Origin of the sequence: Lactobacillus hominis DSM 23910 = CRBIP 24.179 (genome assembly GCF_000296835.1) — a bacterium.
Classification (GTDB): domain Bacteria; phylum Bacillota; class Bacilli; order Lactobacillales; family Lactobacillaceae; genus Lactobacillus; species Lactobacillus hominis.
Genome location: NZ_CAKE01000001.1, coordinates 54,936 through 69,512 on the forward strand (window position 1 = coordinate 54,936; position 14,577 = coordinate 69,512).

General features: G+C 34.5%; 14 protein-coding genes. 13 read left to right on the forward strand and 1 reads right to left on the reverse strand.

Annotated features, from left to right (window positions below):
- The first annotated feature begins 9 nt into the window (after nucleotides 1-9).
- The 9 genes from typA (at nucleotide 10) to holA (ending at nucleotide 9,543) form a co-directional block, all read left to right on the forward strand.
- Nucleotides 10-1,875, forward strand: a complete 1,866-nt coding sequence (gene typA, locus BN55_RS00285) for a translational GTPase TypA (RefSeq protein WP_040469051.1) — start codon at nucleotides 10-12, stop codon at nucleotides 1,873-1,875.
- Nucleotides 1,876-1,986: 111 nt separating this feature from the next.
- Nucleotides 1,987-3,171, forward strand: coding sequence for an FtsW/RodA/SpoVE family cell cycle protein (locus BN55_RS00290; protein ID WP_008469492.1), 1,185 nt, complete (start codon nucleotides 1,987-1,989; stop codon nucleotides 3,169-3,171).
- A complete protein-coding gene (locus BN55_RS00295) occupies nucleotides 3,171-3,506 on the forward strand; it encodes a DUF2129 domain-containing protein (RefSeq protein WP_008469494.1) in 336 nt (111 codons plus the stop codon). The genes BN55_RS00290 and BN55_RS00295 overlap by 1 nt, the downstream gene beginning before the upstream one ends.
- The gene (gene rsmD / locus BN55_RS00300) at nucleotides 3,503-4,051 is read left to right on the forward strand and encodes a 16S rRNA (guanine(966)-N(2))-methyltransferase RsmD (RefSeq protein WP_008469496.1); all 549 of its coding nucleotides are present in this window, start codon (nucleotides 3,503-3,505) and stop codon (nucleotides 4,049-4,051) included. The genes BN55_RS00295 and rsmD overlap by 4 nt, the downstream gene beginning before the upstream one ends.
- Nucleotide 4,052: 1 nt before the next feature.
- A complete protein-coding gene (coaD, locus tag BN55_RS00305) occupies nucleotides 4,053-4,547 on the forward strand; it encodes a pantetheine-phosphate adenylyltransferase (RefSeq protein WP_008469497.1) in 495 nt (164 codons plus the stop codon).
- Complete coding sequence (locus tag BN55_RS00310; protein WP_008469498.1) at nucleotides 4,537-5,568, forward strand: SepM family pheromone-processing serine protease; 1,032 nt, start codon at nucleotides 4,537-4,539, stop codon at nucleotides 5,566-5,568. The genes coaD and BN55_RS00310 overlap by 11 nt, the downstream gene beginning before the upstream one ends.
- A 75-nt stretch (nucleotides 5,569-5,643) precedes the next feature.
- Nucleotides 5,644-6,315 carry a ComEA family DNA-binding protein gene (locus BN55_RS00315; protein ID WP_008469499.1) on the forward strand — a complete coding sequence of 224 codons (672 nt, stop codon included), beginning with the start codon at nucleotides 5,644-5,646 and terminating at the stop codon, nucleotides 6,313-6,315.
- A complete protein-coding gene (locus tag BN55_RS00320) occupies nucleotides 6,284-8,557 on the forward strand; it encodes a DNA internalization-related competence protein ComEC/Rec2 (RefSeq protein ID WP_040469053.1) in 2,274 nt (757 codons plus the stop codon). The genes BN55_RS00315 and BN55_RS00320 overlap by 32 nt, the downstream gene beginning before the upstream one ends.
- Nucleotides 8,554-9,543, forward strand: coding sequence for a DNA polymerase III subunit delta (gene holA, locus BN55_RS00325; protein WP_008469501.1), 990 nt, complete (start codon nucleotides 8,554-8,556; stop codon nucleotides 9,541-9,543). The genes BN55_RS00320 and holA overlap by 4 nt, the downstream gene beginning before the upstream one ends.
- Nucleotides 9,544-9,601: 58 nt before the next feature.
- Here the strand turns inward: holA and rpsT are convergent, their stop codons facing one another.
- A complete protein-coding gene (gene rpsT / locus BN55_RS00330; protein ID WP_008469502.1) occupies nucleotides 9,602-9,859 on the reverse strand; it encodes a 30S ribosomal protein S20 in 258 nt (85 codons plus the stop codon).
- A gap of 195 nt (nucleotides 9,860-10,054) precedes the next feature.
- Between rpsT and rpsO the strand changes: the two genes are divergently transcribed.
- The 4 genes from rpsO (at nucleotide 10,055) to tuf (ending at nucleotide 14,519) form a co-directional block, all read left to right on the forward strand.
- Nucleotides 10,055-10,324, forward strand: a complete 270-nt coding sequence (rpsO, locus tag BN55_RS00335) for a 30S ribosomal protein S15 (RefSeq protein WP_008469503.1) — start codon at nucleotides 10,055-10,057, stop codon at nucleotides 10,322-10,324.
- A gap of 165 nt (nucleotides 10,325-10,489) precedes the next feature.
- Nucleotides 10,490-12,304, forward strand: coding sequence for a ribonuclease J (locus tag BN55_RS00340; protein ID WP_008469505.1), 1,815 nt, complete (start codon nucleotides 10,490-10,492; stop codon nucleotides 12,302-12,304).
- The gene (locus BN55_RS00345) at nucleotides 12,297-13,151 is read left to right on the forward strand and encodes a hypothetical protein (protein ID WP_008469508.1); all 855 of its coding nucleotides are present in this window, start codon (nucleotides 12,297-12,299) and stop codon (nucleotides 13,149-13,151) included. The genes BN55_RS00340 and BN55_RS00345 overlap by 8 nt, the downstream gene beginning before the upstream one ends.
- Nucleotides 13,152-13,328: 177 nt before the next feature.
- The gene (tuf, locus tag BN55_RS00350) at nucleotides 13,329-14,519 is read left to right on the forward strand and encodes an elongation factor Tu (protein WP_008469510.1); all 1,191 of its coding nucleotides are present in this window, start codon (nucleotides 13,329-13,331) and stop codon (nucleotides 14,517-14,519) included.
- The last annotated feature ends 58 nt before the right edge of the window (nucleotides 14,520-14,577 follow it).

The window sequence follows — 14,577 nt, forward strand, 5'->3', positions numbered from 1 at the left end:
AGTTTTTTTATGAAGTTCGGGGAGGAATTTCTTTTGCAAAGAAGAGACGATATTAGAAACATTGCGATTATTGCGCACGTTGACCACGGTAAGACTACTTTGGTTAACCAATTATTAAAACAATCAGATACATTACCAGAACACATGAATCTTGAAGATCGTGCGATGGACTCAAATGCGATTGAACGTGAACGTGGTATTACTATTTTATCTAAGAACACTGCTGTTAAATATGGCGATACTACTATTAATATTTTGGATACGCCAGGACACGCCGACTTCGGTGGTGAAGTAGAACGTATCATGCACATGGTTGATGGTTGTTTGCTTTTAGTTGATGCTTACGAAGGAACTATGCCTCAGACTCGTTTTGTTTTGAAAAAAGCATTGGAAGCTGGAGTAAAGCCAATCGTAGTTATTAACAAGATTGACCGTCCAGGTGCTCGTCCAAAAGAAGTTTTAGATGAAGTCTTAGAATTATTTATTGAATTAGGTGCTAATGATGAACAACTTGATTTCCCAGTTGTTTACGCATCTGCTTTAAACGGAACTTCTTCATATGATTCAGATCCTGCTAAGCAAGAAGAAACTATGGATCCAATTTTTGACACTATCGTTAAAAATATTCCAGCTCCAGTTGATAATTCTGATGAACCTCTTCAATTCCAAATCACTATGCTTGATTGGGATGACTATGTGGGTCGTATTGGGGTAGGCCGTATTTACCGTGGTAAAGTTAAGGTTGGCGATAACATCACTGTTATGAAACGTGATGGTTCAACTCAAAACTTCCGCGTTACTAAACTATTTGGTTACTTTGGTTTGAAGCGTAACGAAATCAAAGAAGCTAAGGCCGGCGATATCATTGCTATTTCTGGTATTAATGACATCTACGTTGGTGAAACTATTGCTGACGCTCAAAAGCCTGAAGCATTGCCATTGCTTAAGATTGATCCACCTACTTTACAAATGGACTTTGTAGCAAATGATTCTCCATTTGCTGGTCGTGAAGGTGATCAAGTTACTCCTAAGAAACTTGAAGATCGTTTAATTCGTCAAACTCGTACTGATGTTTCATTGAAAGTTGAACCAACTGATCAATTGAATGCCTGGACTGTTTCTGGTCGTGGTGAATTGCACCTTTCAATTTTAGTTGAAGAATTACGTCGTGAAGGTTTTGAATTGCAACTTTCACGTCCTAAGGTTATTTACCGTGAAATCGATGGTAAATTATGCGAACCATTTGAAGCTGTTCAAGTTGATACTCCAGATGAATATGTTGGTTCTGTTATCGACTCACTTTCTCAAAGAAAAGGTGAGATGAAGAACATGGAAGCAACTGGAAATGGTCAAACACGTTTGACTTTCTTGGTTCCTTCACGTGGATTAATTGGTTACAATAATGAATTTATGTCTCAAACTGCTGGTTACGGTATCATGAACCATACTTTTGAAAAGTATGCTCCAGTAATTAAGAACTGGGAACCAGGTCGTCGAAATGGTGCGCTTGTTTCGATCAACCAAGGTCAATCAACTACTTACTCGCTTCAATCAGTTGAACAACGTGGTGAACTATTCATCGGTGCTGGTGTTGAAGTTTACGAAGGTATGATTGTTGGTCAATCAAGCCGTGAACGTGATATTGCTGTTAACGTAACTAAGGGTAAGAACTTAACTAACACCCGTGCTGCAGGTAAAGACCACTCAGCTTCAATTAAGACTCCTAAGAAGTTAACTTTGGAAGAAGCTATCGAATTCTTGAACGATGATGAATACTGTGAAGTAACACCTGAAAGTATTCGCCTTCGTAAGAAGATTTTGAACACTAACGAACGTAAGAAAGCCGACAAAAAGCGTGGTAAAGCTAACGGCTAATTCTTAATCAGAATAGTAAAAAGCAAGGTTTAAGCCTTGCTTTTTTCGTTAATAAAAATACTTAAAACAAGTGATATAATAGTTAAGAATTTAGCTTAAGGAGTTGCCATCGTGCGAGAAAAATTAAAATATTTAGATTATTCGATACTCATACCTTATTTAGTTCTTTGTCTATTAGGCGTGATCATGATTTATTCCGCTAGTTCCGACATATTGCTAGTGAATGGCTTTAAGCCCGATGTCTATATGAAAAGACAAATTTTATATTTTTTGGCTGCTTTTGTGGTTTTTGGTATACCGACATTTGCAATGAAACTAGGTATTTTCAAAAATAAGAAATTTGTGCTTGGCTTTTTAGCGATTTCATTTTTAATGCTTTTGTTTTTAGTAGCCTTAAAAATCATTAGTCATGGTCGAGCTGCGGTTAATGGAGCGGTAGGTTGGATAAATTTGGGATTTATTAATATTCAACCAGTAGAAATTGCTAAATTATCTTTAGTACTATATTTAGCTTATGTTTTAGCCAGAAGAGATGGTAAATTTGTTCCCGGGCATATCTGGGAAAACCTGTCAGGTCCAACTATCATTTCTTTTTTCATGATTGGTTTAGTAATTATTGAGCCAGATTTTGGTGGATCGGCAATTTTATTCATGATCGTGTTTGTTATGTATAGTGTTTCTGGCATTCCTACAAAATTAGCTATAAAGTGGTTAGTTGCTTTATTTGTAGCAATTGTTCTTTTAATGGTAGTTTTGTTAGTGTGGTCACCTGATTTTATTAAAAATTCCTATCAATTCCAGCGCTTGCTTGCTTTTGTACATCCCTTCAAGCTAGAACGAACTGGTGGCGCACAATTGGTAAATTCTTACTATGCTATTCATAATGGTGGATTATTTGGTGTAGGCTTAGGAAACTCAATGCAAAAAAGAGGTTATTTGCCTGAACCATATACTGACTTTATTTTGTCCATTGTTGCCGAAGAGCTAGGCGTTATCGGAGCAATAGTACTGGTCACTTTAATTTTCTTCTTGATTTGGAGAATTATGGAAGTGGGAGTTCATGCGATGTCTCAGTTTAACGCTTTAGTATGTTTTGGCGTTGCCACGATGCTTTTTACAGAAACTTTATTTAATGTTGGAGCAGTTTTGGGATTATTGCCAATTACAGGGGTTACGCTGCCGTTTATTTCATATGGTGGTTCGTCTTTAATTGTCTTGACTGCTGCTTTAGGTATTGTTTTGAATATTTCAGCTAATGAAAAAAGAAAATTACAAGAAAGTAGAAGAGTAATTTAATGGGATTAGTATTTGATGATAAAAAATCTGAAAAAATCCAAAATCGCAGAGGTTTGATTATTTGGCTCTATCAAAGTAGGGATCAATACAAATTGCGTCCTTATGGCGATATAGTTTATTTTTCTCAAAAAAATAAATATGTAATGATGTACATTCCCGCGGATAAAAAAGAAGAGACAATTAACGAGTTGAAAAAGCAGCGCTTTGTTAAATATGTTGAAGAATCACGCCACAGCGACCTTGATTTTAGCGATGAGCATGAAGAAAAAATAATGAATGAATTAAAGGTAGCTGCCGAAAAAATTATTGCAGAAAATGAGGATTATAAAGTATGAGAATTATTTCTGGTAAATATGCAAAAAGAAATTTATATACTTTAAAAAGCAATTCTACTCGTCCAACAAGCGATAAAGTAAAAGAGTCTGTTTTTAATTCATTGGGACAATTCTTTTCAGGCGGTAATGTTTTAGATCTTTATGCAGGTAGTGGTGCTTTAGGCATTGAAGCTGTGTCGCGTGGCTATGATCATGCTTATTTAGTGGACATTAACTCTCAAGCCTGCAATATTATCAAGAAAAATGTGGCTCTGACAAAAGAAAAAGATAGGTTTAATGTCATTAGAAATAGCGATTTTAAGGCTTTAAAGATTTTTGAAACTCAAACAATAAAATTTGATTTGGTCTTTTTAGATCCGCCATATGCAAAAGAAAAAATTGTTAAAGTAATGAATACTTTGCTGAAATATGATTTGTTAAATGACCACGCTTTGGTAGTGGCAGAAACAGATCAGCATACTGAACTTCCAGAAGTAGATGGTTTTATTTTAAATAAGGATCATCATTTGGGACGAACAAAAGTTAAGGTATATGAAAGGCAGTAAAATGGTTAAGGCGATATTTCCAGGGAGTTTTGATCCGATTACTAATGGTCATGTAGAAACTATTCAAACGGCATCTAAAATGTTTAATAAGGTTTATGTAGTGATTATGACCAACACTAGCAAAAAATATCTTTTTGATGAAGATGAACGATTTAAATTAGCGCAAGATGTTTTTAGCGATTATGAAAATGTTGAAGTAATTGCCAGACCAACTGATCTAGCTGTCAATGTTGCTAAAGATTTAGGTGCGCAAATAATTGTTCGCGGATTACGCAATGATGCTGATTTTAATTACGAACGCGAAATTGCAGCGATCAATAAAACTTTGGCTCCAAATTTGAATACAGTTTTGCTTTTAACTAGTCCTGAGAATTCCTTTATTTCTTCTAGTATGATCAAGGAAACTGCGACTTTTGGTGGGGATGTTTCTCATTTAGTGCCTAGGGAAGTTGCTCAAGCTTTAAAAATAAAAATGGAGTCAAAGTATGACGCATAATAAAAAAAGCAATAAGTTACGATATTGGCTAATTGGGGTAGCCATTTTTTTGGCTTTAACTATTTTTTGTGTTTGGCCGACTAAGTACTATATTGAAGCCCCAGGTGAAACTGCCTCTTTGAGTCAATATGTAAAATTGGGCAAACAATCAGGTAGAAAGAATTTTTACTTGGTTACAGTTTCTGAAAGACCAGCGGTAATGATCGATTATTTGACATCATATCTAAGACCTTTTGATAGCAGATATACGGCCCAAGAATTGATGGGAAATTCGACTAGTCAAGAATACGATCAAATGCAGGAATATTATATGCAAACTAGCCAAAATAATGCGATATATTATGCTGCCAAAAAAGCTAAAGTACCTGTAAAGCAGCGTTATCTCGGTGTTTATGTGATGTCGATAATGTCTAATTCAAATTTTAAAAATAAGCTTAAAGTTGGTGATACAGTAACTAGTGTCAATAACGTAAAGTTTAAGTCAACGCAAGAATTAATGAATTATGTTAATCATCTGGGGCCTAATTCTAAAGTTACGCTTTCAGTTTTAAGAAAGGGACAAAAAAAGACTTATACTGCTAAGACAGTTTCTTTAAAAGGTACTAAACGCAGTGGAATTGGAATTAGTCTAGTTGACCGTACCGAAGTTGTTACGGATCCTAAGATAAAGATTGATGCTGGCGATATTGGGGGTCCTTCTGCAGGATTAATGTTTAGCTTAGAGTGTTATCAATTATTTACTAAAAAAACGCTGAGTAATCAAAAAGTTGCCGGTACTGGTACGATTGATGAAAAAGGTCACGTTGGTATAATTGGTGGTATTGAGAAAAAAGTTGTTTCTGCTGATAAATCTGGGATGAAAATATTTTTTGCTCCGACTGATCAACCTGATGGCGTAAAAAAATCAGATACTAATTATGAGCAAGCTAAGCAAACTGCCAAAAAGATTCATTCAAAAATGAAGATTGTTCCAGTTTCTAATTTTGCAGACGCATTAAATTATTTACAACATCATAATTGAAATTAAAGAGGTGAAAGCCTCTTTTTTTAGATAGAAATACCTCTTTTTCGTGTAATAAAGAATGAGGTGTTTTAAATGATATTAGAAAAAATCAAAGAAATTTGGGAAGAAAAAAAGATATATGTTATTGCAGCTATTGGCGTGCTAGGCGTTATTGGTTTTTATTTTCATAGTCAAGGAGAAAAAGTTGATAATAGCGAAGTATTGAATTCTCAAGTTCAATCAGGCAAGACAAGTGAAAATACTAATCAATCAAGCGAATCTACTAACTTTCAGCAGTCTGTAAAATCTAATAAGGTTACGGTTGATATTTCTGGCGCAGTCAAGCATGGTGGCGTTTATACTTTGAAAAATGGTGCGCGTTTGAATGACCTAATTGAAGCAGCAGGTGGTTTAGAAAAAAGAGCTCAAATTAAAGCAATTAACCGCGCTCAACTATTAAAAGACCAGGATCAAATTTATGTGCCTTATGAAGGAGAAAAAGTTGATTTACCAAATACTCAAATGAATTCTTCTTCAAGTCAGGATGCGGCTAGTTCAAGTAGTCAAAGCGGCGAACAAGTCCATTTAAATAGCGCTACGGTAGCTGATTTACAAAAATTAAATGGAATTGGAGAAAAAAGAGCGGAGCAAATTATCCAATTTCGTGATCAAAATGGTGGTTTTAAACAAATAGAGGATTTAACCAAAGTTAGCGGAATTGGAGAAAAGACTTTTGAAAAACTCAAGCCACAATTGGCTCTCTAATTGTTTGAATCCAGGCTTTTTACTTTTAGTAGGTCTTGAATTAGTTGCATTATCTTTTACTATTTTTCAGGCAAATAAATTTAGTCAGTTAATCGTATGTCTTTTAATTTTTGGCTATCTGCTGACACTTTTATATTTTAAATATAAAAAACAGTTGAAGGTATTTTTAGCGATACTGGTTATTTTTGTAGGCTATTTTTTATTAGCGAAAAAAGGTCCGGATCAGCCCAATCTAAATCAACCACTAATTATTTATCCGGATCAGGTAAAGATAAATGATGATTTTTTATCTGGACAGGGGAAAATTGGCAAGCAGCCAGTTTCTCTGGCTTTTAAAATACGTGAGAACGAAGCAAATGCTTTAAAAGACGATCAAATTTTGATTTTGCATAATGTGCAAGCAGATATTCAAGAAATAGATGGACCCACGACGCCGGGACAATTTAATTTTAAGAAATATAATCAAGGCAAAGATATTTATTGGCAGTTAAAAATTAAGAATTATCAAGCCATGATCAAAAAGCCAAATTTTAGTGAGCAAATACATATCTTAAGGTCGAAAATTCAAAATTATTTTGCTCAATTTCCACAAAATGTAAGATTCTTAGCAAGTGAAATGATTCTAGCGCAAAATCCGACAGATGAAACAAAAACCATTTTAGAAAACTATCGCGACTTGGGTGTAATTCATCTATTGAGTATTTCTGGACTACATGTAGGACTTTATACAATAGTCATTGCAGCTTTTTGTACACTGCTTAAACGTACAGAAGTTGAAACTGTAATAATTTGCAGTATTTTTTTGTTAATTGAAGTACTTTTGTCAGATTTTCAGCCTGGATTTGTTAGAGCTAGTTTAAGCTATATTTTGGCTAGCTTCTTTAACTTGAAGAAAATTCCATTAGCAGCAGGGGATCGATTAGGATTGGCGGTATTAATTCATCTGCTTATTAAGCCTAAGCTATTTTTTAGTTCAGGTGCGATTTTGTCTTATTTACTGGTCTTTGGCTTAGAGTTAACCAATAATTTAAGCAAGTTAAGGCAAAATATAAAATTAAATTTATTGATTAATCCGGTTTTGCTTTTTAGTTTTTATCGCATTAATATTTTGACGATTTTGTACAATATGATAATTGTGCCGGTTTTTAATTATGTGTTATTGCCGTTAACTTTTATTGCAATCACGTTAGGCAAGTTTCTACCATCAATAGTTGATATGATAGAAAAATTGTTTTTATTTATAATGAGAATAATTGAAATGATTGCAAATACCAAATTAGGGATGCTGACTTTTGGTCAATTAAAGTGGTGGCAGGCGATTTTCCTGCTTTTAGTTACAGTTGTTAGTATTTTACTGCCATCATTAGAATTAACAAAGCTAAGGTTGAAATATTGGGTGGTAGTTAGTTACTTGATAATCTTTATTCAGATTCATTTTCCTTTATATGGACAAGTAACTTTCATCGATGTAGGACAGGGCGATAGTATTTTAATTACGACACCTTTTAAACGTAAAGCTTATTTAATTGATACAGGCGGAAAAGTTAGTTTCGGTAAGAAAAAATCTCAACCGCAAGTTAATCGTATTACTTTACCATTTTTGTACAGTCAAGGAATTGATCATTTAGATGGAATATTTTTATCGCATCAAGATGCGGATCATGTAGGAGATTTAGGACCTTTACTTGATCAAATTAAAGTGAAAAAATTATATTTTGCAAAAGGACTAACAGATAATCCATCTTTTAGAAAAAGAATTGCCAATCATACTAATCAAATAAAGCTAGTCCCGCTTCTTGCTAATGATCAAGTCAAAGAGGGGGGACTAGTTTTCAATGTTGTTTATCCGTTTCAACCAGGTCTTGGTAAAAATGAAGATTCATTGTCTTTGTATTTTGAAATTGCACATAAGAAGTGGCTTTTTACTGGGGACTTAGACCGAAATGGTGAAAGAAAAATTATGGAGCATTATGGTCTTAAAGTAGATTATTTTAAATTGGGACATCATGGAAGTAAAACTGCTACTGATCCTGAATTTATGAAAAAGCTTACTCCTGAATTGGTTTTTATTTCTTCTGGGAGAAATAATCGTTTCGGACATCCCCATCCAGAAACGTTGCAAACCTTGCAAGCACTTAATATCCCTGCCTTAAATACACAAGATAGTGGTACAATTACATGGACATACTCGAAATTTGGACCAAGTAAATTTACTACATTTTTATCAAGGAAAAATAAATGAATATCTTATCATTATTTAAACAATCTAATTCTAAAATTCCGCAAACTTTAATTTTGGGAGAAGATGCTTTTTTAAATGACTATTTAGCTCGAAAATTTGTAGCTCAAGAGCAATTTAAAGATTTCGAACATATCACTCTTGATTGCAGCGAAGATGGGTTAGATGAATTAATGGCTAATTTAACTGAATCTTCTCTTTTTGATAATCAAAAAATTATTATTGCAAAAAATCCTTTCTTTTTAACTGCGAAAGTTGCAGCTAAATATAAAAAAGATATTGAAAAGCTACAAGTAATTATTGAGCATTTAAATGAAATAGAAAATATTGTAGTTTTTGTTGCAAATTATGAGAATATTGATCGCAGAAAAAAGATTAGTAAGGCTTTAATGAAACAAGTTAACGTCGTTGAAACCAAGTTAAAACCTTATGAAATTAGTGGCTTTTTAAAGGCATTGATTAAACAAGAAGGCTATACAATTACTAATCAAGCCTTGCAAATGTTAATCCAAAGAAGTGATCAGGTTTTAGATACTGCTTTAGCTAATTATTTGAAATTAAAAAATATTTGCGATGACGATCATAAAATTACTGAATCATTGATTGATAGAACTATTGATCGATCCTTATCAGAAAATATTTTTGAAATTTTATCTGCGGCTTTTAAGGGCGATTATGTTCAAGCAAGCAAGCGTTTGGATGATCATTTAAGAGAAGGTAACAATGTTGTACAGCTTCTGGCGGTCTTTCAAAATCAATTAGAATTTTTAATGGTAGTCAAGGTTTTACAAAATAGGCGCTGGAGTCAAGATCAGATAGTGAGAGAATTAAAGGCTAATCCATACAGAATAAAATTTGCAATGCAAAATCCTGTTAAATTGGCAAAGCTAAAAGACTTAATTAAGCATAGTATTGAATTAGATTTTGGCTATAAAAATGGCACTTATCACGGCAACGAATTTTTGAAAATGTTTTTATTATCGATTTAAGGCAGAAAAAAGACGGAAACTTTTAAAGTTTCCGTCTTTTTATTGATCAACTATAGAATTACTTAGCTGCAGCCTTCTTAGCTAAACGTGACTTGTCACGGCTTGCCTTGTTCTTAGAAATAAGACCCTTTGAAGCAGCCTTGTCAAGTGCGCGAGCAGCTTTAACTTCTAAATCGAGGACGTCTTTTGCGTCAGATTCAACAGCTTCGTTGAATTTTCTTACAGCAGTTCTCAATTTACTTAATTCTGAAGCATTGCGCTTGTTTGCAGTAGCGTTAGTCTTAACACGCTTAATTGCTGATTTAATTTGTGGCATCAAACTCACCTCGATAAAATACAGATTTACCTGTTAATTGTACTAAATGATTGTATTGGTTGCAAGGTAAATTAGTCTTGCTTTTTTAAAAATTTACAGGTATTATATTTATTTGTTGGAACCATTAACGCTGTTTTCTCGCCGCCAACGGCTAACGTTGTTAATGGCAATTATAAAAAGAGAGGTATTTTTCTAATGGCAATTTCAAAAGAAAAGAAAGATGAATTAATCAAGAAGTTTGCTCGTCACGAAGGTGATACTGGTTCTCCAGAAGTTCAAATCGCATTACTTACTGACGATATTAACAACTTAAATGCTCACTTGAAGGCTAACAAGCAAGACCACCACTCATACGTTGGTTTGCTTAAGAAGATTGGTCACCGTCGTAACTTACTTCGTTACTTAAAGAACAAAGATATTCAACGTTACCGTGACTTAATTCAAGAATTAGGTTTACGTCGTTAATGAAATTATTAGCTTTTGCACACATTAAAAGACAGGTCTTTTGGACCTGTCTTTTTTCATACCCTTTTATCTTTTTTTCTAAATATGATAAAATTAATTAGATTAATTTCGTTTTGATCTTTTAGATCCACAAGAAAATTTAATATACATAGAAAGAAGAACATTATGTCACAAAAGATTAAGATAATGATCTTGGGTGGAGTACGTGAAAATGGAAAAAACATGTATGCCGTTCAAGTAGACGATGAAATTTTTATTTTGGATGCTGGACTAAAATATCCTGATAACTCTTTATTAGGAATTGATGTGGTTATTCCTGATTTGGACTTTTTCAAAGATTATGGAGACAAAGTTGCTGGAATCTTTTTAACTCATGGTCATGCCGATGCAATTGGTGCTTTGCCATATATTTTGCGTAATTATGATATTCCAGTCTTTGGTTCAAAACTAACTATTGAATTGGCCAAGATTGCTGTTCAACACGAGAATCGTCATCGTAAAAATGATTTATTCCATGTTATTGATGCCGATACTGAAATTGATTTTAAAAATGCAAGTGTGTCGTTCTTTAAGACTACGCACTCATTGCCAGATTCTTTAGGGATTGATGTTTCAACTAAAGAAGGAGAAATTGTTTATACTGGTGATTTTAAATTTGATCCATCAGCTAAAAAGGGCTATAAGACTGACTTTGTGAGATTGTCAGAAATTTCTCAAAAGGGCGTTTTAGCACTTTTGAGCGATTCAACAAATGCCGAAGCAGTCTTTCCAAATGACCAACAAACCGCAATTGAAAATTATATTTTGAATACCTTTAAGAATCATAAAGGTAGAATTATTGCAGCTTCAAAAGCTTCAAATATAATTCGTGTTCAAGAAATTTTCCAAGCAGCTGCTAAAACCGGACGTCATGTTTACTTAACTGGTAAAGATCTTGGTAAGATTGTTTATACTGCCATGAAGCTTGGATACTTAGACGTTCCAAAAGGTTTATTAGTCCACTCTAAAGACTTAAAGAAGATTCCAGACGAAGAATTAGTAATTCTTGAAACAGGTCGTATGGGAGAGCCCTTGAAGTCCTTGCAAAAGATGGCAATGAATCGTCACCGCATGATAAAAATTAAAAAAGGCGATTTAGTATTTATTGCAACGACTCCCTCACACTCAGTGGAAACAATGGTTGCTCAAACTAGCGATATGATTTATCGTGCTGGCGGCACCGTAAAGCAATTAGGAATTGATAAGCACACTAGTGGCCATGCTACAGGCAGAGATTTACAATTATTAATCGATACCATGAAGCCTAAGTATTTAATTCCAGCTATTGGCGAATATCGTTTGCTAGAAATTCATAAAAATCTTGCTGTCGAAGCAGGTATGAATCCTAAGGACATCTATTTAACTAAAAATGGTGACGCTTTGGAGTTGCAAAAGGGCAGATTCTATCTAACTAATCCTGTTCCTGGCGAAGATACGATGATCGATGGTTCTGGAGTAGGAGACGTTGGAAATATTGTCTTGAGAGACCGTGAAGTCTTATCTGATGATGGTATCTTTATTGCAGCGGTTACGATTGATCGTAAAAAGAAAAAGATTATTTCTAACCCAATTGTTTCAACACGTGGCTTTGTTTATATTAAAGCCAACCACGATCTAATGGATGGTGCTGTCGAAGCTGTTAAAACTGCAATTGACAATAACTTTGCACACAAAAAGTTTGATTGGACTGAATTAAAGCAAGACGTTAGAAATGATGTTGAAAAGTATCTCTATAAACAAACCGGACGTCGTCCAGTTGTCTTGCCAGTAGTAATGGAAGTCAATCAAAATCGCCACCGCGCAATGGTCAAAAGAAATGAAGCTAAAAGAGAAAATGAAAATAAGGCTCCATACAATAAAGAAAATAAACGTACTGATCGTCGACGCAGTTTGCAACATAAAAATATTAGAGTAAATAAAGAGGCTCAAAAAAATGACTAATGCTAGTCAAGATAATTTACTGTCACTAGCTCAAAAAGCACAAGCTAATAATGATATCTCCCAAGCAAAACAATACTTGTTAGAAGCTTTGAGAATGGGACATAGAACCGATATCGTTTGTCAGCTGTGTTCAATATATTTAAAAGAAGATCAGGCTGATCAAGCATATATTTTGCTGAAAGAAGAACCTGATCTTTTTTCTGATTCTGAAGTGTTTAAGCTTTATTTAGCAACACTTGAAAAAATGCATTACTTTATTGAGTTTTTGCAGCTAAAGAATCTATTGAATAAAAATATTGCAGCAAATGTTGAATGCGTAGATCCTGAAAAGCAAATAAAAATAATGCAAAATTTCCAGCAGCTAAAAAACATTACACAGGATGACTATTTGCAATTATTTTGTTTAAGCAAAGAAAATTTTGTTAATTTTGCTAAAAGCTTATTGTTTAATCCTAGCCAAGGCTTCGCATTAAGAATTTCTTTGTGTGAAGACTTAATAAAATTAGGAGTGGATGAGACGATCTCGGTTTATGTCTTGGGAAAACAAGAAAAATTTATTCCTAGTCAAACTGAACTTTTAGAAAAAGATGCAATATATCGCGAAGTTTGCGTAAGTATTGCTGATTATTTGCGTAGAGATCCAAGCAAATTGCCACTAATGATTGGTGAAATGAACGTAGTATTAGGGATGCTTTATCCCAAATTGCATAAATATATTCAAAATCCGGATCAATTTGCTCATGACTTCAGACACTATATTGATTCTAAAAATGGTGGAGTAAATCAAGATCTTTTAGAAAAAATCTACCAATATTTGGCTTATGAGAAATCAAATAACACTTTTTAAATAACTTTCAGTCAAAAAAGGTTTACTTTTTTTCTGGATCTAGTATAATCAGATAAGGATATTTTCAAAGGGGTTCAAAGCTATGCTTTTACCTTTGAAAGTAGTATAATAATCAACAGAGAATTATCCGTTACTTACTCAACGGACTTCTTGCAAATTTACAGGAGGGTCATTTTAATGGCAGAAAAAGAACATTACGAAAGAACTAAGCCGCACGTTAACATTGGTACTATCGGCCACGTTGACCATGGTAAGACCACTTTAACTGCAGCTATCACTACTGTTTTGGCAGAAGATGGTTTAGCACAAGCTGAAGATTACTCACAAATCGATGCAGCTCCAGAAGAAAAGGAACGTGGAATCACTATCAACACTGCCCACGTTGAATACGAAACTAAGAACCGTCACTACGCACACATGGATGCTCCAGGCCACGCAGACTACATCAAGAACATGATTACTGGTGCTGCACAAATGGATGGTGCTATCTTAGTTGTTGCTGCAACTGATGGTCCTATGCCACAAACTCGTGAACACATCTTACTTGCTCGTCAAGTTGGTGTTAAGTACATTGTTGTATTCTTAAACAAGGTTGACTTAGTTGACGATCCAGAATTGATCGACTTGGTTGAAATGGAAGTACGTGACTTGTTAACTGAATACGATTACCCTGGTGACGATGTTCCTGTTATCCGTGGTTCAGCTTTGAAGGCACTTCAAGGTGACCCAGAACAACAAGACGTTATCAGAAAATTAATGGAAACTGTTGACGAATACATTCCAACTCCAGAACGTGATACTGATAAGCCATTCTTAATGCCAGTTGAAGACGTATTTACTATCACTGGTCGTGGTACTGTTGCTTCTGGTCGTATCGACCGTGGTACTGTTAAGGTCGGCGATGAAGTTGAAATCGTTGGTTTAACTGACAAAGTTGAAAAATCAACTGTTACTGGTTTGGAAATGTTCCACAAGACTCTTGATCTTGGTGAAGCCGGCGATAACGTTGGTGTATTGCTTCGTGGTATTGACCGTGACCAAGTTGAACGTGGACAAGTTTTAGCAGCTCCAGGTTCAATCCAAACCCATAAACAATTCAAGGGTCAAGTTTATATCTTGAACAAAGACGAAGGTGGTCGTCACACTCCATTCTTCTCAGATTACCGTCCACAATTCTACTTCCACACTACTGATGTAACTGGTAAGATTGAATTGCCAGAAGGTACTGAAATGGTTATGCCTGGTGATAACGTTGAATTCACTGTTGAATTGATCAAGCCAGTTGCCATTGAAAAGGGTACTAAGTTTACTATCCGTGAAGGTGGTAAGACTGTTGGTGCTGGTCAAGTTACTGAAATTCTTGACTAATAACAGTTAGTTCAAAAAGATGTGTCGTTTGACACATCTTTTTTTTATCTTTTTTTGA

Coding starts and splice junctions, on each gene's coding strand:
- typA (WP_040469051.1), top strand. CDS start 10: ATGAAGTTCGGGGAGGAATTTCTTTTGCAAAGAAGAGACGATATTAGA.
- BN55_RS00295 (WP_008469494.1), top strand. CDS start 3,171: ATGGGATTAGTATTTGATGATAAAAAATCTGAAAAAATCCAAAATCGC.
- rsmD (WP_008469496.1), top strand. CDS start 3,503: ATGAGAATTATTTCTGGTAAATATGCAAAAAGAAATTTATATACTTTA.
- coaD (WP_008469497.1), top strand. CDS start 4,053: ATGGTTAAGGCGATATTTCCAGGGAGTTTTGATCCGATTACTAATGGT.
- BN55_RS00310 (WP_008469498.1), top strand. CDS start 4,537: ATGACGCATAATAAAAAAAGCAATAAGTTACGATATTGGCTAATTGGG.
- BN55_RS00315 (WP_008469499.1), top strand. CDS start 5,644: ATGATATTAGAAAAAATCAAAGAAATTTGGGAAGAAAAAAAGATATAT.
- holA (WP_008469501.1), top strand. CDS start 8,554: ATGAATATCTTATCATTATTTAAACAATCTAATTCTAAAATTCCGCAA.
- rpsT (WP_008469502.1), bottom strand. CDS start 9,859: ATGCCACAAATTAAATCAGCAATTAAGCGTGTTAAGACTAACGCTACT.
- rpsO (WP_008469503.1), top strand. CDS start 10,055: ATGGCAATTTCAAAAGAAAAGAAAGATGAATTAATCAAGAAGTTTGCT.
- BN55_RS00340 (WP_008469505.1), top strand. CDS start 10,490: ATGTCACAAAAGATTAAGATAATGATCTTGGGTGGAGTACGTGAAAAT.
- BN55_RS00345 (WP_008469508.1), top strand. CDS start 12,297: ATGACTAATGCTAGTCAAGATAATTTACTGTCACTAGCTCAAAAAGCA.
- tuf (WP_008469510.1), top strand. CDS start 13,329: ATGGCAGAAAAAGAACATTACGAAAGAACTAAGCCGCACGTTAACATT.